We start from the raw sequence: 18,032 nt of genomic DNA on the forward strand, positions 1-18,032 counted from the left end.
GCTCAGGCCACGCCGTAGCTGCCGAGGACCCGTAGGGTGATGCAGGCCGCCTGTGCGGCCTCCACCGCTTCACGCACCCGCGGGTCCTCCAGCGCGCCGTCCACGTCCAGGCACCACACGTACTCCCACGCGCGGCGCTGGGGCCGGGACTCCAGGCGGGACACTTCCAGTCCCCGTCCGGAGAAGGCCCCCAGCACGCGGTACAGCGCGCCGGGCTCGTTCTGGACGGTGAAGGCCAGCGCCGTCTTGCGCCGCTTCCACGCGCGCGGCGGCGCGACGCCCACCGTGACGAAGCGCGTGTGGTTGTCGGGCGAGTCCTCCACGCCTTCTTCCAGCACCGTCAGTCCGTACAGCTCCGCGGAGACGCGGCTGGCGATGGCGGCCGTGCGCGGCGGGGCCTGCTCGGCGACCTTGCGCGCGGCGACGGCGGTGTTGGCCTCCGCCACGGGCTGGATGCCGCGCCGTCGCAGGTAGCCCGCGCACTGCGCCAGTGCCTGGGGATGTGACAGGGCCCGCTCGACGTCCTCCAGCACGAGGCCCGGCGGCGCGACGAGGCAGTGGTGGATGCGCAGCGACAGCTCGCTGGAGATCTGCAGGTCATGCTCCAGCAGCAGGTCCACGTTCTCCACCACGGGCCCGCCCAGCGAACTCTCCACGGGGAGCACGCCTGCCTCCACGCGGCCCTCCGCCACCGCCTCGAAGACGGCGCGGAAGGTGGGGCAGGGGATGGCCTCCACGTCCGGTCCGTAGAGCGCGCGCAGCGCCTCTTCTCCATACGCGCCGTGCTCTCCCTGGAAGCCGACGCGGCGCCTGGACTGCTCAGCCATGGCTCCCCTCGGCGCGGCCATACGTTCCCAGCACGCGCAGGAAGGAGGTCAGCGGCCGGATGTCCTCCAGCGCGGCCGTCAGCGGCGCGGAGGCCGCATGGCCCTCCACGTCCACGTAGAAGCGGTACTGCCACGGGCTGCCCGGAATGGGACGCGACTCCAGCTTGCTCAGATTGACGCCGCGCAGGGTGAGCCGCTGGAGCATCTCCCCCAGCGTGCCCGGCTTGTGCTCCAGCACCATCAGCAGCGACGTCTTGCACGGCACGCCCGGGGCCAGCGGCGTGGCCTCGCGGCCCACCTCCACGAAGCGCGTGTAGTCGAACTCAGGCTGCAGCTCCCGCGCGAGCACCTCCAGGCCGAAGCGCTGCGCGGCCGTCTCGCTGGCGATGGCGGCGACGGTGGCGTCGTTGCGCTCACGCACCTTCTGCGCCGCGCCCCCCGTGTCCGCGTCCGGCACCGCGCGCGCCCACGGCAACTTCTCACGCAGGAACGCCTCGCACTGGGCCAGGGCCTGCGGATGGGAAATCACCTCGCGCAGACCCTCCAGCTTCGCGCCCGGCAGGCCCAGCAGCCGATGGTCCACCTGGCTCACCAGCTCCGCGGTGATGACCACGCCGCCCTCGGCGAGCAGGTCATACGTCTCGTTCATGCTGCCGGCGGTGGTGTTTTCAATCGGCAGCAGCGCCAGGTCCATCTCCCCGCGACGCAGCGCCTCCACCAGGTCGCGCGAGTGGTCGAACCCGGTGAGCAGCACGCCCCCGGCGCGGCCCGTATAACGGCGACGCGCGGCCAGGTGGCTGTACGAGCCTTCGACACCCGGATACCCCACGCGCAGCGGCGTGGTGTCCAGCCGGGTGACGAGCGCCTGCTGGCGCGCGACGGACATGTCGATGACCAACCGCCAGAAGCGCTCCACCTCGTGCGGGTCCAGGCCGTGCTCGGCGGCGCGGGTGCGGATGCGGCGCAGCAGGAGGTCCTCGCGACGCTGGTCCCTGAACGGCGCGGCCGTGGCCAGCTTGGAGCGGGCCACGTCATCGGCCAGGTCCATGCGGCGGCGGAGCGCGTCGAGGATCTCCTCGTCGATGTTCTCGATGGCGGTCCGCAGCGCGTCCAGGTCCAGCGGCGACGTCATCGCGCGGACTCCGCCAGGTTCCGGGACATGAGGTGGTGCGGTCCGATGCCCGGCAGCTCGAACGCGTCTCCATGCTGCACGAAGCCCAGCGACCGATAGAAGCCCGAGGCCGTCGACCGCGCGTTGCACCACAACTGCGTGCCCTTCTGTGTCACGGCGTGCTCCATGCAGGCCTTCAGCAGGGCCGCGCCCAGGCCCTGTCCCTGTCGTCCCTGCTCCACGGCCATGCCCCGCAGGCGCCAGGCGGTGATGGCCTTCAGCGCGTAAGGTGGCGGCTCCCGGTACAGGGAGGCCACTCCGAGCAGGCGGCCTTCCGCATACAGGCCCAGATGGAGGGTGTCCTTGTCGTCATCCCCTGGATAGACGACGGCCTCGGGAGGCTGGTGGGGGCGGAGGACGGCGCGGCGCAGCCCGCGGGTCTCGTCGGCTGGAATCCGGCGGATTTCTGATGAGCTCACGATTCGAGTATGCCGGTTTCCGACCTCGTGCGTCCTCATTCCGTGGAAGCCGACGAGGAGGTCGTTTCACCGTGAAGGGTACCGCCATCCTGGAGGAGCCTGGAAGCCCAGCGCGCGCCGTGGCCGCGTTGGATTTCGACGCGCTCCTGGAGGCGGAGCAGGGCGTGTTGCTGCGGCTGGCTCGGCGGTTGGTGTGGGATGGGGAGGAGGCGAGGGACCTGGTGCAGGCCGCCCTGGCTGATGCCTACGAGAAGCGTCATTTGCTGAGGGACGCGAAGGCCGGGCCCGCCTGGCTGCGCCGCATCCTGGTGTCACGGGCCATGGGGCATCTGCGGCGGCGGCGCGTGTGGAACGTGCTGCGTGAAGCCCTGGACTGGGGGACGCCGCTGGACCTCTCTCCGGAGGAGCGTTTCGTCGGCGCCGAGCGGTGGCGGGCGTTGGGCCGCGCGGTGCGAGCGCTCCCCGCGCAGCAGTCCACGGCCTTCACCCTGCGCTACCTGGAAGGTTTGGAGCTGGACGCCGTCGCGGAGGCGATGGGCATTGGCCGGGGCACCGTCCGCATCCACTTGTATCGCGCACTCAAGAAGCTCAAGGCCGAACAGGCCCTGGAAGGAGACACGCCATGAGATGCCACGACGTGGCCACCGCCCTCCTGGAGTCCTCGCCACCGTGGCCTCCGGAAGCGCGGGTCCACCTGGAGGGCTGTGAGGACTGTCGCACGCTGGCCGCCGTGCATGCCTCGGCGTCCGGGCTGCGCCTGCCCCAGCCGCCGCCCCTGGCCCCCGTGCCTCGCGAGGCCGTGCTGCGGGAAGTGCGTCGCCGCAAGGTGCGCCGTCGCGCCGTCGCCGGGGTCGTCGCCTCCTTCTGTGTCGGTCTGGTGACGTGGCTGTCGGGCCTTGAGGCGCCTTCCTCACCAGGGGCTCCCGCGCTCCACGAGGCGCGGGTTGAATTGCCCGACGAGTCTGGCACCGCGCCGCATCCCGAGCTGGGCCTGCGTCGCGCCGAGGGGGCCGACGACGTCGACCTGGACTCCGTGGCCCGGGCCGTTCGCGCCGAACGCGGCTCGTTGTCGTGGCTCGTCACGGAGGTGCGCGGTTACTCGCGCCGAGACGTGGTGTTCCGCGACGACACCTACAAACCTTTCGGGACGATGGCCGCGTGGCTGCGTCCCCCTGATTCCCGCGCGCTGGAAAACCCGCCGTTCCGAACGGCGGTCCTCCCACTCAATCCACAGGAGTCGTTGCCATGAAGAAGACACCCGTTGCCACGCTGCTCACGGCCGCGCTGGCCCCGCTGCTGCTGTCGCCCATGTCCGCCCTGGCCCAGCCGGAGGATGACTTCGTCCTCCACCGCCAGGGGCCCGCGGGCACCATGATTCACCACGTGGGGCCCGGCGGAGGCGCGCTTCCTCCGGGACAGTTCCCCGCCGCGGCTCACGGCATTCCCCCGCACCTGGTGGAGAAGCTCGGCGTGCCGCGCGAGGTGGCCAAGCAGGTGCAGGAGCTGACGTTCGATGCCAACGAGTCCATCATCCCGCTGGAGGCGGACCTGAAGCGGGCGCAGCTCCAACTGGAGCGCCTGTTGAGCGCGGACTCCACCGACGAGAACGCCGTGCTCAAGCAGGTGGACGAGGTGGGCCGCGCGGAGACGGCGGTGCGCCGCAACCGCCTGGGGTTGATGGTCCGCATCAAGAAGCTCCTCGGCCCCGAGCTGTGGCGCAAGCTGGAGGCGGAGCTGGGCACGGTGCGCATCCAGAAGCGCATCGAGATTCGCAAGGGTCCTCCGGGTGACGGTGAGGCCGGAAGTCCCCCGCCGCCGCGCAAGCCGTAGCGTTCCGGACAGACGCGGGCCCATTCGACCTGCCCCTCCAAGGTGTCGCGGATGGGCCCGCGTATCCTGGGCGTCATGGCCAACCTTCCGGACCATGAGCGTCAGCTGGAGGAGGATGCCGCCCAGCTCCAGCGACTGGGGTATGCGCAGCAGCTCTTGCGCGGCATGGGCGGCTTCTCCAACTTCGCCGTCTCCTTCTCCATCATCTCCATCCTCACCGGAGCGGTGACGCTCTACGGCCACGGGCTGCGCTTCGGCGGGCCCTTCGTCATGGGCGTGGGCTGGCCCCTGGTCGCGGTGATGACGCTGGCGGTGGCGGCGAGCCTCGCGCAGCTCGCGTCGTCGTTCCCCACCGCGGGCGCGCTCTACCACTGGGCCGCGATGCTGGGCGGCCCCCGGGTGGGCTTCTTCACCGCGTGGCTCAACACGCTGGGCCAGTTCGCAATCACCGCGGGCATCGACTACGGCCTGGCCGAGTTCCTCGCGGACATGCTCGGTTGGCCTCGCGAGCGCGCCTCGGTCCTGCCCCTCTACGCGGCCATCCTCCTGTCCCACGCGGTGTTGAACCACGTAGGCGTGCGCGTCGTCGCGTGGCTCAATGACTTCTCCGCCTGGTACCACGTCGCGGGCGTCGCGGTGCTCATCGGCGCGCTCGCGTTGTTCGCTCCGAAGCAGGACGCGGCCTTCCTGCTCACGCGCTTCAGCTCGGAGACGCCGTGGTACGCCTACGGATTCCTCATCGGCCTCTTGCAGGCGCAGTGGACCTTCACCGGCTACGACGCCAGCGCGCACATCTCCGAGGAGACGCGAGACCCCACGCGCAACGCCCCCTGGGGCATCTTCCTGTCCGTGGCCGTCAGCGCCGTGGCGGGCTACCTGCTCCTGGGCGCGGTGACACTGGCCATCCAGGACCTGCCGACGACGGCCGCCGCGGCCAACCCGTTCCTGTACGTGCTGACGCAGGCGCTGGGCCCCTCGCTCGGGGGCGCGCTGGTGTGGGTGGCCATTGGCGCCATGTGGTTCTGTGGACTGTCCTCGGTGACGTCCAACTCGCGCATGCTGTTCGCCTTCGCGCGCGACAACGGGCTGCCCGCGTCGAAGTGGCTGGCCCAGGTGTCGCCGCGCTTCCGGAGTCCCGCCGTGGCGGTCTGGGTGTCCGTGGCGGGCTCGGGACTGGTCGCGCTGTGGGCGGAGGCGTACGCGGCCATGGTGGCGCTGAGCACGCTGGCGCTCTACGCGTCCTACGCCTTGCCCGTCTGGGTGGGCTTGCGCGCCCGCCGCGCCGGCACGTGGTCCCACCGGGGGCCGTGGGACCTGGGCCGCGCGTCGCCGTGGGTCAACGGCGTGGCGCTGACGTGGAGCGCGGTGGTGATGGTGCTGTTCGTGCTGCCGCCCAACCAGCTCGCCGGCTACACGTTCGCCGGCGCGCTGGTGCTGCTGGGGCTCTACTGGGGCTTCTTCCAGCGCCACACCTTCACGGGGCCCCAGGTGACGCTGCTGAGGCCTCCCGCGTCCAGGGCTACTTCGGCAGCGCCGTCTTCCCCATCTTCAGGATGAGCTTGAAGTGCTCGGCGGTGACGGAGGCCACGCTGAGCCGGCTGCGGGTGATGAGCGGGAAGTCCTTCAGCGTGGCGGTGGCCTTGACGGTGGCCAGGTCCACGGCCTGCTTGAAGGGGAGGAGGGCCGCCACCTTCACGGAGGCCCAGTCCTCGTCGGGCGCCGTGGAGTCGGGACCCGCGGAGGTGAGCACCTTCGCAATGCCGACCACGGCCTTGCCTTCATTGGAGTGGTAGTAGAGGCAGAGGTCGCCGGGCTTCATCGCCCGCAGGTTGTTGCGCGCCTCGAAGCTGCGGATGCCCGTCCACTCCGTCTGCTTGTCCTTCTCGAGCTGCGCGTACGCGTAGACCGACGGCTCGCTCTTGATGAGCCAGTACTGGGGGTTCGCCATGGCGGCGCACCATAGAGCAGCACGGCCGCTAGTGCAGCCAACGCGACGGTGCGCCGGGACTCCCGGGCGATGTGCTCGAGTCGTCCACGCTCCCCGTCGTCACCCGCACCTCCAGCAGGGTGCGCTCGACGGACCGGAGCCCCGAGGCCAGGGCGAGCGCCACGCCCTTCGGGTCGTGGAACGTGGACCCACCCCCGGTGTTTCCCCCGGTCAGCGCGGACTCGAGCAGGGCGACCTCCTGCTCCCACAGGTCCGTGAGCAGCGGGTCCAGGCGGGGCAGGACGTCGAGCAGGGCCTCCGAGGACACGTGCAGCTCCTGGAGGATGCGCTCGACCTGCTCCTGTCGGGTCTCCACGAAGGCCGCCACCTTGGTCTCCGGGGTGGGCGCTCGCGCGACTGCCTGCTCTATCCGCGCGAAGGCATCACACCAGACCTGCCTCACCACCACCGCGAACAAGGCCTCCTTGCTCTCGAAGTGGCCGTGGACGCGCCCCGGCTCCAGGCCCGCGCGCCGGGCGATGTCCTCCAGCGAGGAGGCGGAGAAGCCGAGCCGGGCGAAGCTCTCCGTGGCGGCGGCGAGGATGGCGGTGCGGTGCTCGGTGCTCATGGTCTTGTTCGGGGTCTCGAGGGTGAGGACTGCAAACGGCTGTGCGTCGCGGGTGACTTCGATGCCACCCCCAGGGCCGACCTACTTCGAGCCGCTGCTCATGAGCGTGAGGAGGCGGTCCGCGAGCCTGAAGGTGATTTCCTGCTCCAGCGGGTCCATGGTTCCGATGAAGAAGCCCAGGCCCGTCTCGATGCGGTTCGCGATTTCGGCGTAGAGCGCACGGCCCGCCGCCGTGAGCGTGTTGACCACGGTGCGCCGGTCGTCGGGATGCCGGGTTCGTGCGACCAGGCCCCGGTGCTCCAGCCGGTCCACCACGCCGGTGATGCTCTTGTCATTGATGTCCGCGAGCCGCGAAAGCTCACCGGTGTGCAGGGGCCCGTCGTAGCCCAGCCAGAGAATCACGTGGAACTGGGGCGAGCTGAGGTCCTCTTCCTGGCAGAGCTGGCTGATGGGGTCCCGGAGGACGGCCCGTGCCCGGTTGAAGCTCATCAGCTTTTGCAGAAGGCTGGCCCCCAGCTCGCGCTGCGCGGGGGTGCACTTGAGCGGGGAGGGTGTCGCCTTCTTCGCGCCCTTCTTCGTCCGGACCATGCCCGGCGAGAAATACACCACATCACGGATACTCCGCAATGTGGGCTGACCACGCCGTGACGGACGGGGCGACCGGGAGCGCCGAACACCGGGCTGGCGAGGGGCCCCCCCCAGCCGTTACCAACCGCCGCCTATTTCGAGAGGGAACGAATGGACCTGGATCTGAAGAACAAGGTTGCGCTGGTGAGCGGCTCCACGGCGGGCATTGGCCTGTCCATCGTGGAGGCCCTGGCCCGGGAGGGCGCGGAGGTCATCGTCAATGGACGCACGAAGGAGCGCGTGGACGCGGCCATCGCGGAGGTCCGCCGCAAGCAGCCGGACGCGAAGCTGCGCGGAGTTCCGGGAGACCTGGGCACGAGCGAGGGCGCGGCGCTGATGGTCAAGGCCGTTCCCCATGTGGACATCCTGGTCAACAACCTGGGCGTGTTCGAGCCCAAGCCCTTCGAGGCCATCTCCGACGAGGACTGGCTGAACATCTTCGACGTCAACGTGATGAGCGGCGTGCGGCTCAGCCGGCACTACCTCAAGGGCATGCGCGAGAAGAACTGGGGCCGCATCGTCTTCATCTCCAGCGAGTCCGGCGTGCAGATTCCCGTGGAGATGATTCACTACGGCGTCACGAAGACGGCGCAGATTGCCCTGGCGCGCGGAATCGCGGAGGGCCTGTCCGGGACGAACATCACCTCGAACTCCATCCTCCCGGGGCCCACGCGTTCGGAAGGCGTGGAGGAGTTCCTCAAGAGCTTGTCGAAGCAGCAGGGCGTGGACGTGGCCACGGTGGAGCGCGAGTTCTTCAAGAGCGCGCGGCCGTCGTCGCTGCTCCAGCGCTTCGCGCGCACGGACGAGGTCGCCTCGCTGGTGGCCTTCGTGTGCAGCCCTCAGGCGTCGGGCATCAACGGCTCGGCGCTGCGCGTGGATGGCGGAGTGGTGCGCGCCATTCCTTGAGCACGTCCCCCGGACGGGGTTGACGTCTGAAAAACAAAAGGCCCGATGTCCTCGCGGGCATCGGGCCTTCTACTGATATCTCGTGTCGAGGCGTCAGGCCTGGTTCGCCATGCCTCGCGTCGTGTCCTCGGCCGTCTTGCCGCTCAACAGCGCGCTGCTCGCGTAGAGGGCCAGCCCCATCACCCCGAGCGCCGCCGCTTCCGTCTGGGCCGCGAAGGCGACGCCCATCCACGTCATCACTCCGGTTCCCATCGCGAACGCCGCCGCCACCGCCCCCGCTGCCTTCCTCATCCGCTCGCTCCCTGTCTGCCGGGCCCAGGGGCCCGTTGTGGAACCAAAACTCCTCTCCCTCAACAGACTTCAATTCGCGTGCCGCGCACACACGGTGCGGAATGAGAAGCCACGTGCCCCGCAGTGGGAAAATGTCTTCCATCAACAGGAGGGAGACTGTCGAAAACACCGGGCCATCCCCCCGTCCGATGCCAGTAATTCTTCCCGGACCGCGGGAGGTCGAATCGCTGGGCATTTCGTAACCCACGACGATCCATGGGTTTTCCCTCCCAGGGCTGCATGGCACACCCGCTGCTATGGCAACCGCGCCGGGTAGGACGGGACGAGTTCCGCGGGTGCGGGACTCCAAGAGACATCCGCAGCGACGAGGGAGAGGACGATGGGCAAGACGAGCGCGGGGTTCTGGACGGTGTTGGGGGTGATGCTCCTGGGCGGGTGTGCGCACCAGCCTGCGGTGAAGGTGGACAACGCCGAGCAGCCTTACCGCATTGGACGGGAGGATGTGCTGGACGTCGCGGTGTGGCGCGACGCGGAGCTGTCTCGCACGCTGCCGGTTCGCCCCGACGGCTACATCTCCATGCCGATGGTGGGCGAGGTGCTGGCCGCGGGCAAGACGCCGACGGAGCTGGCCGAGGCGTTGAAGAGCAGCTTCCAGCCGTATGTGCAGGAGCCGCGCGTGACTGTGATTGTCCGCGAGGTCAACAGCAGCCGCGTGTTCGTCACCGGCGAAGTCACGCATCCGGGCGCCTATCCGCTGCGCGGCCGCGTGTCGCTCATCCAGGCCATCGCCCTGGCGGGCGGCTTCACCGACTTCGCCAACTCGGATGGCATCGTCGTCATCCGCAGCGACGGCAACGGCGGGCAGATTCCGGTGCGCTACAGCGACCTCATCTCTCCCGACGGGAGCCAGGACGTCATGCTTCGGCCCGGTGACACCATCGTCGTGCCGTGAAGCGTCGTCGGAAGTCGAGTGAGGGGTCCATGGACGGTGGGTGGCGTAGGCGAGGGAGGACGACGGTGAAGGGCGACTGGAAGAAGTGGCTGCTGACGGGCCTCATGCTCACCGCGCCGGCCGTACCGGCGGCGACCGTGTGGGAGCCTCGGCTGAGAATCGCCGCCGAGGAACGCTACGACGACGACCTGCGCCTGGGCGCGGGCGCCACGGGCGGCCAGCTGATGACGAAGCTGTCGCCGCGCCTGGGGGTCGAGGGCAGGGACGAACGGCTGAACCTCAACGGCTACTACGGCGCGGACGTGCTGATGCGGCACGGCTCCGGCAAGGTGACGTTGGACCACCGCGGGGCACTGGAGCTGCGGCACCTGTTGTCGCGGCGGCTCCGGGTGGACACGAACGTGCGCGTCTTCCGCGTCACGGACCCCACCTCGCTGCCTCGCGATGGTCTGGCCCGCTCGACGTCACCCACGTTCTTCACGCAGGCCCGGTTGGGACTCACCGCGCGCGCGTCGGAGCGGGTGGACGTGCGCGTGGGTTACGGAATCGAAGTGGTGCGCATCCTCGAGAGCGGCCAGGAGCCGGGCTATGCCCACACGCCGTCCCTGGAGGTGATGTACCGCACCACGCGCCGGCTGACCCTGGGCGTGGAGTACCGCTACCAGGGCTTCTATTACGACAACTCCCTGTCCCAGGCGCATGGCGTGGCGGGCACGTTGCGCTATCGCCTGACGCGGCCCACCACGCTCATCGTTCGCGGTGGACCGGTGCGCTACCTGGCGCCGGACGGGCAGGAGGGCGGGTGGGTTCCTCGCGTGAATGTGGAGCTGGCGCGCGAGGGTGAGCTGTTCGACCTGGGCTTCGCCGTGGGGCACGACCTGGTCGGCGCCAGCGGTTTCGCCACCGCGCTGTGGGCGGACTACGCGTCGCTGATGCTGGCGCGGCGGTTCGACCACCAGTTCTCGGCGTTTGGAGCGGCCAGCTTCTTCCGCAACGGGCGAGCGCCCTCGCGGGACTGGACGACGTTTGGCAGCACCCCCCTGGTTTCCCAGGGGTACGCGGTAGGTGCAGGGGTGGAGTACCGCTTCAGCCGCCAGGTGGCGGCTCAGGGAGCGGTGGACCGGATTGCCCAGGTGGGCGTGGCGGAGTCGGCGGGCGCTGCGGGAGATCTGACGCGCAACGTTTTCGCTGTCCGTCTCATCGTGACGGCGTGGTGACAACACGTGAGTGGGTTGGTGGAGGAGCGGATCATGGAGCGTGGGATGACGGCGGACCAGCTGTTGGCCTCTCTCTGGCGCCGCAAGGCGTTGGTGGGAGCCATCACAGCAGCGGTATTCGCGGTGGGAGCGGCCATCGTGATGACGCGGCCGAGCATGTACGAAGCGTCGGCGGTGGTCCGCGTGGAGCCGCAGCGGCCAGGGGAGGAAATGGTGCAGCGCACGGTGAGCGAGCTCATCGAGCAAAGGCTGCTCACGGTGCGCCAGGAGCTCATGGCACGCCCCGTGCTCCAGAAGGCCATCGAGGAAATGAACCTCTATCCGGACATCGTGTCCGAGAAGGGCATGGAGACGGCGGTTGCGCAGATGCGCAAGGACCTGCAGGTGCGCGTGGAGGGTGAGACGGCGTTCGAAATCACCTACACCAACCGCGACCCGCAGGTGGCCTCGCAGGTGGCCAACCGGCTGCCGACCATCTTCTCCGAGGAGACGCTGAAGCTGCGCCAGGCGCAGGCGGCGCGTGCCACGGACCTCTTCACCGAGGAAATGGGCAGCATGGGCAAGGCGGTCTCCAACTGGGAGCGAAAGATTTCCCAGTTCAAGGTGGACCACCTGGGCGAGCTGCCCGAGCAGATGGAGATGAACATGCGAGGGCTCGAGCGCGTGTCGCACGAGCTGCAGACGAAGTCGGAGGAGCTGCGCGTGGCGGAAGCGCGCCGCTCGGACCTGGCGCGGGCTCGCAACGCGGTGGACAGCGAGGCCGGTCGCCTGGAGTCGGCGGAGAGCGGGCTGACGCGGGCCCTGGTGAATGCACGGACGACGTGGACGGAGGACCACCCGGAGATCAAGCGCATGCAGTCCGAACTGGACGGGATGACGACGCGCCGCAAGGAGGCCGAAGGCCGCCTGTGGGCGGAGCGTGCCGAGCGCGGCCGGGTGGCATCGCTCATCGAGGCCATCCAGAAGGACATCGTCGACCTGCAGGGCAAGGCGGAGGCGTACCAGGCCCGGCTGAACAACACGCCGAAGTGGGCGCACGAGCTGGGGGTGATGAACCGCGACTACGAAATCGCGCGCACCAAGTACCAGAGCGTGGTGAGCCGCAAGGTGGAGGCGGAGATTGCCCAGGAGCTGGAGGCCAAGAGCTCCAAGAGCCTGTTCAACGTCATCTCCCCCGCGGGTGTGCCGGTGACGGCGGCGAGGCCGGACCGGATGACGGGGCTGGTGATTGCCCTGCTGGTGGCGCTGGGCCTGGGCATCCTCACGGGCGCGGTGCTGGAGATGCGTGACGACAGCCTGCGCGATGGCTCGGAAGTGCGCCAGCGCCTGACGCTGCCGGTGTTGGCGGTGGTGCCGGACATGCAGGGCAAGACGGAGCGGCGCGTGCTGATGCCGTCCCAGGGCGGACGCAACAACGTGTCCTCCCCCACCTCTTTGAACTGACACCCAAAGGAAAGGACGGAAACCGAACATGGACCAGACGATGGAGCGGGCGGGCAACTTCCTCCCGCGGGTGGATGAGAACTCGACGAACCCGAACGCGGTGGACCGGCGGGTGGTGACGCTGACCGCGCCGGCCTCGGCGGCGGCGGAGCAGTACCGCAGCCTGTATTACCGGCTGGAGCGGATGCGGGAGCTGCGCCCCATGAAGGTGGTGGCGCTGACCTCCGCGATGCCCGGCGAGGGCAAGACGGTGACGAGCGTCAACCTGGCGATGGCGGCGGCCCGGGCGAATCCGGACCGGCGCATCCTGCTGGTGGACGCGGACCTGCGGCGCGGCGGTGTGGCGGCCACGCTGGGGGTGCGCAACAAGACGGGCCTGGCGGAGCTGTTGTCCGGCGAGGTGGAGGTGCGGGACGTGGTGCGTCGCTTCGCGGCCACGCGCCTGGCCCTCATCCCCGCCGGCACCGCGCCGGAGGAGCCCTCGCAGGTGCTGGCCAGCCCTCGGATGAAGCAGTTCCTCAAGGCGGTGCGTGAGGGCTTCGACGAGGTGTACATCGACCTGCCGCCGACGCTGCCGTTCGCGGACGCGGCCATCCTGGGTCACCAGGTGGACGGGGTGCTGATGGTCATCCGCGCCAACGTGACGCCGGGCAAGACGGTGCACCAGGCGGTGGAGCAGCTGGCCGGGGCGCCCGTGTTGGGGTGCGTGCTCAACGGCGCGGAGGTGCATGCGACGCCGTACCTGAAGAACTACGAGAAGCAGAAGTAGAGGGCGGTAGCCTCCGCCCCGCGTCCCGGTGACGGGAGTGGGGCGGAGGTGACGAGTCGAGGGGGCGGGTCGTGAGTCGGGCGGGTTGGTTGGAGGGGCACGTGCTCCGGGTTTTTCACCACTATTTTTCTGCCAAGAAGCTGACGTTCTTCCTCGCCGAGAGCTCGGCGATCGCACTGGCCTGCGTGATGGGCGCGGCGGCCTGTGCGGCACTCTTCGCGCCTGCTGGGACACGGCCGCCGCTCACGGCGCTGTGGCCCACGCTGCTGGGCCTGGGCGCGGCCTTCGTGGTCACGTTCCAGTTCACGCTGTACCTGTTGGATTTGTATGACTTGCGCGTCGCCGCGGAGGACCGGGCGCGGGGCTACCGCTTCCTGAAGGCCGCGGGTGTCACGGCGATGGTGACCGGTGGGGTGATGCTGGTGGCCCCGCTGGTGCTGCCCGTCGCGCTGCCTCCTGGCGCGCTGCTCGGTGGAGCCATGGGGGCGCTCGCGGGCACGCTGGTCGTCCGGGTGTCCATTCGCGCGCTGGTGGGGGCGCCGCACGCGGTGCTCATCGTCGGTGATGGCCTCAAGGCCCGCGCGGTGGCGACCGCCATCGAAGCGGGCGGCGAGGGCAGCTACCGCGTCGTCGCGCTGGTGGACCCACGCACCACGGAGGAACCCCTGGAGCAGATGGCGGCCCGCATGGGCGCGGCATATGTCGTGCAGGCTGCTGACGACATGCGCGGGGCCAACTGGGTGGACTCACTGCTGAGCTGTCGGCTGCAAGGCCGCCGCGTTTATGACGCGACGGGCTTCTGCGAGCGGGTGCTGCGGCGGATTCCGGTGCAGTTCCTCCGGGCGAGCGACTTCGCCTTCGCGGACGAGCTGACGGTGTCTCCGTTGCGGCGGGCGCTGAAGCGGGCCTTCGACCTGGCGGTGGCGTCGCTGCTCCTGGCGTTGTCGGCACCCTTCCTGCTTCTGGTGGCGGTGGCCATCAAGCTGGATTCGAAGGGGCCTGTCTTCTACCGACAGGAGCGCACGGGGCTGGGAGGCGTGACGTACTACCTGTGGAAGTTCCGCAGCATGCGGACGGACGCGGAGAAGAACGGCGCGGTGTGGGCTCGTGCGAACGATGACCGTGTCACCCGGGTGGGCAAGTTCATCCGGCGCACGCGAATCGACGAGATTCCCCAGGTGTTCAACGTGTTGATGGGGGAGATGAGCTTCGTGGGTCCGCGTCCGGAGCGGCCCGTGTTTGTCGAGCAACTCAAGCAGCAGATTCCCTTCTACGGACTGCGTGAGGCAGTGAAGCCGGGCCTGACGGGCTGGGCCCAGATTCGCTACCCCTACGGAGCCTCCGTGGAGGATGCGCGCAACAAGCTGGAGTTCGACCTGTACTACGTGAAGAACGGCTCGCTGTTCCTGGACGTGGGCATCATTTTCCACACCGTGAGGCATGTTTTGCTCGGGCGTGGAGCTCGGTAGGCACACCTCTCGTCGGCCTTCCCTCGAGGGAGGGAAGGTCGGGCGGGGACTCGCCAGGGGTGGCGGGTTTGGGCGTCGTGGATGGGGGTTGGGTCATGGTGGGGATGGACATGGATTCGCAGCTCCCGGAGTCGTGGGAGGAGGCCCGTGCTCGCAGGGAGCGTGAGCGTGAACGGGAGACGGACCGCAACGAGCTGATGCAGCCGCACTTGCAGCGGCCCACGCGCATCGTCGCCATTGGCGGCGGCACGGGGCTTCCCATGGTGCTGCGCGGCCTGGCGAAGCGCTCGGCGCCCAAGCCGGGCGACCCGGGCGTGGACATCACCGCCGTGGTGGCGATGAGCGACGACGGGGGCAGCTCTGGCCGCCTGCGCAGGCTGCACGGCGCGCTGCCTCCGGGTGACATCCGAAATTGCCTGGTGGCGCTGGCCGGAGGGCGCAGCGCGCTGAAGGAAGTGTTCCAGTTCCGCTTCGGTGGGGCGCGCGGACTGGCCGGTCACGCGGTGGGCAACCTGCTCATCGCCGCGCTGGCGGAGCTCAAGGGCGACTTCATGGAGGCGGTGCGCATGTCCGGCGAGCTGCTGGGCGCGCGCGGCACGGTGCTGCCGTCCACGCTGGCCTCCGTGCAACTGGTGGCGCAGATGCATGACGACACGGAGGTCGTCGGCGAGCGCAACATCTGCCGGGCGCAGGGGAGGGTGCGCAAGGTGACGCTCAGCCCGCGCTCGCCGCCTCCGGTGGAGGGCCTGCTGGAGGCCATCTACACCGCGGACCTGGTGGCGATTGGCCCGGGCTCGCTGTACTCGAGCCTCTTGCCCAATCTGCTGGTGGACGGCGTGGCCCAGGCGCTGAAGGAGACGCGCGCGCTCAAGGTCATGGTGGCCAACCTGATGACGCAGCCGGGGGAGACGGACGGCATGTCGTGCCTGGACCACGTGCAGGCGGTGCGAGAGCACGTGGGCCCCGTGCTGGACGCGGTGCTGGTGAACGGCACGCTGCCGGCGCCGGACGCCATGCGGCGGTACGGGCGGCGGGGCTCGTTCCCCGTCGACGTGGACACTCGCGAGCTCATCGCCGCGGGGGTGGTGCCGGTGCGGGCCGACCTCCTCAAGGATGGGTCGAGGATCCGACACGACAGCCGCAAGGTCGCCGCCTGCCTGTTGAAGATGGCGCGCAGCGGCTTGTAGCCACGCCTTCCCATCACCACCTTGGGCGCCCGAACATGGAAGCAACCCTGAGCAACCCCGGGCCGCGCGTCGTCGAAGTCGACGACCGTGCGGCCTTCATGGCCCTGGAGTCGGAGTGGAACGCGCTGGTGGAGGCGACGTCCGGCGAGGTGTTCTACCGGCACGAGTTCCTGCGCATCTGGCTGGACAACTTCGCCCCCGGCGCGCGCCTGCGCGTGCTGACGCTGCGGGACGCGGACGGCCAGTTGAGCGCGGCGCTGCCGATGTGGGAGGAGCGCACCACGCTGTACGGCGTGCCCGTGCGTCAGCTCTCCGGCGCGGCCAATGCGCACTCGTGTCGCTTTGACCTGCTGGCCCGCGAGCCGGAGGTCGCCGCGGCCCTGTTCCTCTCGCACCTGCGACGGCGGGGCGGGTGGGACGTGCTGCGTTTGACGGACGTGCCGGATGGGGGCTCGGCGTGGCGACTGCACGCGGCGGCCCGCAGCGCGGACATGCCCGTGGGCGCGTGGGAGTCGCTCCAGTCTCCGTACATTCCGCTGCCCGCCACGCGGGAGAAGTACCAGGCGTCGCTCCAGGCGAAGTTCAAGGCGAACTGCCGGCGTCGGCGTCGCAAGCTGGAGGAGAAGGGCCGCGTCACCTTCGAGCGGGTGGAGGGCGGGCTCGATTTGGAGCGGACGCTGGAGGACGGCTTCCTGCTGGAGCAGAGCGGCTGGAAGGGCGAGCGCGGCACGGCCATGGCGCAGGACGCGGCGACGCGCGGCTTCTACACGGAGCTGGGGCGCGACGCGGCCTACCGCAAGAAGCTGGCGCTGTACTTCCTGCGGCTGGATGGCCGGCCGGTGGCCTTCCACTACGGCCTGGAAGACGGCGGGCGCTACTTCCTCTTGAAGCCTGGCTACGACGAGGCGCTGCGCGAGTGCAGCCCGGGCCAGCTCCTGATGGAGGAAGTGGTGGGGGCCTGCATCGACCGGGGCCTGCGCGCGTTCGATTTCCTGGGGCCGGACATGGTGTGGAAGCGCGACTGGACCGACCAGGTCCGGCGCCACACGTGGCTCTACATCTTCAACGACTCCGCCTTCGGCCGGGCGCTGTGCGCGGCCAAGTTCCGGTGGAGCCCGGCGGTGAAAGAGGTGGTGGCGAAATGGAAGCGATGACTCCCCCGGGCAAGATGTTCGTGCCGTCCCTGCCCACGCTGTGGCCTGGCATGTTGCTGTCCAAGCCCCGGCCCGGAGCACTGCCGCCGTTCTCGTCCCCCAACGTCCGCTACTTCTACTTCGCCCGCAACGCCGTGTGGCTCACGGTGAAGATGCTGGGGTTGGACAAGGGCGAAGTCCTGATGCCGTCGTACCACCATGGCGTGGAGGTGGAGGCGCTGGTGGACGCGGGCGCCACGCCGCGCTTCTACCGGGTGGGCAGCCGGTGGGACGTGGACCTGGAGGACGTGGCGCGGCGCATCGGTCCGAAGACGAAGGCGCTGTACCTGACGCACTACGCGGGCTTCCCGGGCCCGGTGGAAGAGATGCGCAAGCTGGCGGACCAGCACGGGCTGGTGCTGATTGAGGACTGCGCGCTGTCGCTCCTGTCGTCGGATGGCTCGGTGCCGCTCGGGACGACGGGGGACGTGGGCATCTACTGTCTCTACAAGACGCTGCCCGTGCCGAACGGTGGCGCGCTGGTGGTGAACGGGCCGCGCTCCTACAGCCTGCCGGAGCCTCCGTCGCCGCCGTCCGCGTCGACCTTCAGTCACACGGTGTCCGCGCTGCTGCAGAATCTGGAGCTGCGCGGCGGGGTGGCGGGGCGCACGCTGCGGGGCTTCGTCCGCACGCTGGGGCACGGCACGGTGAAGGCGGCGAGCATCGAGCGCGTGGCCACGGGTACGCAGCACTTCGACCGCAAGCATGTGGACCTGGGCATGAGCCCGCTGACGAAGCGGATCGCCCTGGCGCAGGATTTGGAGTCCATCGTCGAGAAACGGCGACGCAACTACTTCTACCTGCTGGGCCGGCTGCGGGACGTGGTGCCGCCGCTGTTCAACCAGTTGCCGCCCGGCGCGTGTCCACTCTTCTTCCCGATGGTGGTGCAGGAGAAGGCGGAGGTGCTCGCGCGGCTGAGGGCGAAGGGCATCGATGCCATCGACTTCTGGAAGCGCTTCCATCCGGCGTGCGACGCGGGGGCGTTCCCCGAGGTGGCGCAGTTGCGGCGCAGCATCGTGGAGATTCCGTGTCACCAGGACCTGTCGCCGGAGGTGATGGCGGACGTGGCGCTGGTGGTGCGCGACGCGGTGCGAGCGGAGAAGCGGTCGAAGAAGCGCGCGGGATGAGTGGGTCTGCGGGGATGGGAGGGGCGGTTCTCCCCTCCGAGGAGGCGGG

20 protein-coding genes are annotated in these 18,032 nt (G+C 69.6%); 13 read left to right on the forward strand and 7 right to left on the reverse strand.

Annotated features, from left to right (window positions below; translation table 11 throughout):
* Positions 1-2: 2 nt before the first annotated feature.
* Genes pheA through HUA78_RS39905 form a run of 3 tightly spaced genes read right to left on the reverse strand, consistent with a single transcriptional unit; the run spans position 3 to position 2,417 of the window.
* Positions 3-827: a prephenate dehydratase gene (gene pheA / locus HUA78_RS39895; protein ID WP_174458628.1), complete on the reverse strand. Its 825-nt coding sequence runs from the start codon at positions 825-827 to the stop codon at positions 3-5.
* The gene (locus tag HUA78_RS39900) at positions 820-1,959 is read right to left on the reverse strand and encodes a bifunctional chorismate mutase/prephenate dehydratase (protein WP_141645302.1); all 1,140 of its coding nucleotides are present in this window, start codon (positions 1,957-1,959) and stop codon (positions 820-822) included. The genes pheA and HUA78_RS39900 overlap by 8 nt, the downstream gene beginning before the upstream one ends.
* A complete protein-coding gene (locus HUA78_RS39905) occupies positions 1,956-2,417 on the reverse strand; it encodes a GNAT family N-acetyltransferase (protein ID WP_174458629.1) in 462 nt (153 codons plus the stop codon). Before HUA78_RS39905 ends, HUA78_RS39900 begins: the two co-directional genes overlap by 4 nt.
* A 71-nt stretch (positions 2,418-2,488) precedes the next feature.
* Between HUA78_RS39905 and HUA78_RS39910 the strand changes: the two genes are divergently transcribed.
* The 4 genes from HUA78_RS39910 to HUA78_RS39925 are packed head-to-tail and all read left to right on the forward strand — an operon-like array spanning position 2,489 to position 5,804.
* Positions 2,489-3,043, forward strand: coding sequence for an RNA polymerase sigma factor (locus tag HUA78_RS39910; RefSeq protein WP_141645304.1), 555 nt, complete (start codon positions 2,489-2,491; stop codon positions 3,041-3,043).
* Entirely contained in the window at positions 3,040-3,666 is a 627-nt protein-coding gene (locus HUA78_RS39915; RefSeq protein ID WP_174478603.1) for a hypothetical protein, read from the forward strand. The genes HUA78_RS39910 and HUA78_RS39915 overlap by 4 nt, the downstream gene beginning before the upstream one ends.
* Positions 3,663-4,247: a periplasmic heavy metal sensor gene (locus HUA78_RS39920; RefSeq protein ID WP_174478604.1), complete on the forward strand. Its 585-nt coding sequence runs from the start codon at positions 3,663-3,665 to the stop codon at positions 4,245-4,247. Before HUA78_RS39915 ends, HUA78_RS39920 begins: the two co-directional genes overlap by 4 nt.
* Positions 4,248-4,298: 51 nt before the next feature.
* Complete coding sequence (locus HUA78_RS39925; protein ID WP_254624159.1) at positions 4,299-5,804, forward strand: amino acid permease; 1,506 nt, start codon at positions 4,299-4,301, stop codon at positions 5,802-5,804.
* Here the strand turns inward: HUA78_RS39925 and HUA78_RS39930 are convergent.
* From HUA78_RS39930 to HUA78_RS39940, 3 genes are all read right to left on the reverse strand, one after another.
* Positions 5,767-6,195 carry an EVE domain-containing protein gene (locus HUA78_RS39930; protein WP_141645307.1) on the reverse strand — a complete coding sequence of 143 codons (429 nt, stop codon included), beginning with the start codon at positions 6,193-6,195 and terminating at the stop codon, positions 5,767-5,769. The genes HUA78_RS39925 and HUA78_RS39930 overlap by 38 nt on opposite strands.
* A gap of 28 nt (positions 6,196-6,223) precedes the next feature.
* On the reverse strand, positions 6,224-6,802 hold the full coding sequence (locus tag HUA78_RS39935; protein ID WP_174458631.1) for a TetR/AcrR family transcriptional regulator: 579 nt from the start codon (positions 6,800-6,802) through the stop codon (positions 6,224-6,226).
* An 81-nt stretch (positions 6,803-6,883) separates the two neighbouring features.
* Positions 6,884-7,390: a MarR family winged helix-turn-helix transcriptional regulator gene (locus HUA78_RS39940; RefSeq protein WP_141645309.1), complete on the reverse strand. Its 507-nt coding sequence runs from the start codon at positions 7,388-7,390 to the stop codon at positions 6,884-6,886.
* 150 nt (positions 7,391-7,540) lie between these two features.
* Here HUA78_RS39940 and HUA78_RS39945 point away from each other — a divergent pair, with 150 nt between their 5' ends.
* Positions 7,541-8,335 (forward strand): SDR family NAD(P)-dependent oxidoreductase, encoded by a 795-nt coding sequence (locus tag HUA78_RS39945; protein WP_141645310.1) that lies wholly within the window; start codon positions 7,541-7,543, stop codon positions 8,333-8,335.
* 93 nt (positions 8,336-8,428) lie between these two features.
* Here the strand turns inward: HUA78_RS39945 and HUA78_RS39950 are convergent, their stop codons facing one another.
* Complete coding sequence (locus HUA78_RS39950; protein WP_141645311.1) at positions 8,429-8,626, reverse strand: hypothetical protein; 198 nt, start codon at positions 8,624-8,626, stop codon at positions 8,429-8,431.
* A gap of 379 nt (positions 8,627-9,005) precedes the next feature.
* On the opposite strand from HUA78_RS39950, the gene HUA78_RS39955 reads away from it, so the two are divergent.
* The 8 genes from HUA78_RS39955 to HUA78_RS39990 all read left to right on the forward strand — a co-directional run bounded on the left by HUA78_RS39955 (position 9,006) and on the right by HUA78_RS39990 (position 17,983).
* Positions 9,006-9,578, forward strand: coding sequence for a polysaccharide biosynthesis/export family protein (locus HUA78_RS39955; RefSeq protein ID WP_174458632.1), 573 nt, complete (start codon positions 9,006-9,008; stop codon positions 9,576-9,578).
* Positions 9,579-9,643: 65 nt separating this feature from the next.
* Positions 9,644-10,795 carry a hypothetical protein gene (locus HUA78_RS39960; protein ID WP_174458633.1) on the forward strand — a complete coding sequence of 384 codons (1,152 nt, stop codon included), beginning with the start codon at positions 9,644-9,646 and terminating at the stop codon, positions 10,793-10,795.
* Between the two features lie 33 nt (positions 10,796-10,828).
* Complete coding sequence (locus tag HUA78_RS39965) at positions 10,829-12,238, forward strand: Wzz/FepE/Etk N-terminal domain-containing protein (RefSeq protein ID WP_174478605.1); 1,410 nt, start codon at positions 10,829-10,831, stop codon at positions 12,236-12,238.
* Positions 12,239-12,266: 28 nt separating this feature from the next.
* On the forward strand, positions 12,267-13,007 hold the full coding sequence (locus tag HUA78_RS39970; protein WP_141645315.1) for a CpsD/CapB family tyrosine-protein kinase: 741 nt from the start codon (positions 12,267-12,269) through the stop codon (positions 13,005-13,007).
* A 101-nt stretch (positions 13,008-13,108) separates the two neighbouring features.
* Positions 13,109-14,476 carry a polyisoprenyl-phosphate hexose-1-phosphate transferase ExoE gene (gene exoE / locus HUA78_RS39975; protein WP_174458635.1) on the forward strand — a complete coding sequence of 456 codons (1,368 nt, stop codon included), beginning with the start codon at positions 13,109-13,111 and terminating at the stop codon, positions 14,474-14,476.
* A 95-nt stretch (positions 14,477-14,571) separates the two neighbouring features.
* Positions 14,572-15,663 (forward strand): gluconeogenesis factor YvcK family protein, encoded by a 1,092-nt coding sequence (gene yvcK / locus HUA78_RS39980; protein ID WP_141648023.1) that lies wholly within the window; start codon positions 14,572-14,574, stop codon positions 15,661-15,663.
* Between the two features lie 35 nt (positions 15,664-15,698).
* The gene (locus HUA78_RS39985) at positions 15,699-16,817 is read left to right on the forward strand and encodes a GNAT family N-acetyltransferase (RefSeq protein WP_174478606.1); all 1,119 of its coding nucleotides are present in this window, start codon (positions 15,699-15,701) and stop codon (positions 16,815-16,817) included.
* Positions 16,805-17,983 carry a DegT/DnrJ/EryC1/StrS family aminotransferase gene (locus HUA78_RS39990; protein ID WP_371745776.1) on the forward strand — a complete coding sequence of 393 codons (1,179 nt, stop codon included), beginning with the start codon at positions 16,805-16,807 and terminating at the stop codon, positions 17,981-17,983. The genes HUA78_RS39985 and HUA78_RS39990 overlap by 13 nt, the downstream gene beginning before the upstream one ends.
* Positions 17,984-18,032: the final 49 nt, after the last annotated feature.

The organism is Myxococcus sp. CA033, assembly GCF_013336625.1.
GTDB classification, from domain to species: Bacteria; Myxococcota; Myxococcia; order Myxococcales; family Myxococcaceae; genus Myxococcus; species Myxococcus llanfairpwllgwyngyllgogerychwyrndrobwllllantysiliogogogochensis.

Bases quoted from the DNA above. Each gene is read 5' to 3' on its own strand.
- HUA78_RS39930 (WP_141645307.1), bottom strand. From the start codon at position 6,195: ATGGCGAACCCCCAGTACTGGCTCATCAAGAGCGAGCCGTCGGTCTAC.
- HUA78_RS39945 (WP_141645310.1), top strand. From the start codon at position 7,541: ATGGACCTGGATCTGAAGAACAAGGTTGCGCTGGTGAGCGGCTCCACG.
- HUA78_RS39925 (WP_254624159.1), top strand. From the start codon at position 4,299: ATGGGCCCGCGTATCCTGGGCGTCATGGCCAACCTTCCGGACCATGAG.
- HUA78_RS39950 (WP_141645311.1), bottom strand. From the start codon at position 8,626: ATGAGGAAGGCAGCGGGGGCGGTGGCGGCGGCGTTCGCGATGGGAACC.
- HUA78_RS39955 (WP_174458632.1), top strand. From the start codon at position 9,006: ATGGGCAAGACGAGCGCGGGGTTCTGGACGGTGTTGGGGGTGATGCTC.
- HUA78_RS39940 (WP_141645309.1), bottom strand. From the start codon at position 7,390: ATGGTCCGGACGAAGAAGGGCGCGAAGAAGGCGACACCCTCCCCGCTC.
- HUA78_RS39990 (WP_371745776.1), top strand. From the start codon at position 16,805: ATGGAAGCGATGACTCCCCCGGGCAAGATGTTCGTGCCGTCCCTGCCC.
- HUA78_RS39920 (WP_174478604.1), top strand. From the start codon at position 3,663: ATGAAGAAGACACCCGTTGCCACGCTGCTCACGGCCGCGCTGGCCCCG.
- HUA78_RS39935 (WP_174458631.1), bottom strand. From the start codon at position 6,802: ATGAGCACCGAGCACCGCACCGCCATCCTCGCCGCCGCCACGGAGAGC.
- pheA (WP_174458628.1), bottom strand. From the start codon at position 827: ATGGCTGAGCAGTCCAGGCGCCGCGTCGGCTTCCAGGGAGAGCACGGC.
- HUA78_RS39915 (WP_174478603.1), top strand. From the start codon at position 3,040: ATGAGATGCCACGACGTGGCCACCGCCCTCCTGGAGTCCTCGCCACCG.
- yvcK (WP_141648023.1), top strand. From the start codon at position 14,572: ATGGTGGGGATGGACATGGATTCGCAGCTCCCGGAGTCGTGGGAGGAG.
- HUA78_RS39970 (WP_141645315.1), top strand. From the start codon at position 12,267: ATGGACCAGACGATGGAGCGGGCGGGCAACTTCCTCCCGCGGGTGGAT.
- HUA78_RS39985 (WP_174478606.1), top strand. From the start codon at position 15,699: ATGGAAGCAACCCTGAGCAACCCCGGGCCGCGCGTCGTCGAAGTCGAC.
- HUA78_RS39900 (WP_141645302.1), bottom strand. From the start codon at position 1,959: ATGACGTCGCCGCTGGACCTGGACGCGCTGCGGACCGCCATCGAGAAC.
- HUA78_RS39965 (WP_174478605.1), top strand. From the start codon at position 10,829: ATGGAGCGTGGGATGACGGCGGACCAGCTGTTGGCCTCTCTCTGGCGC.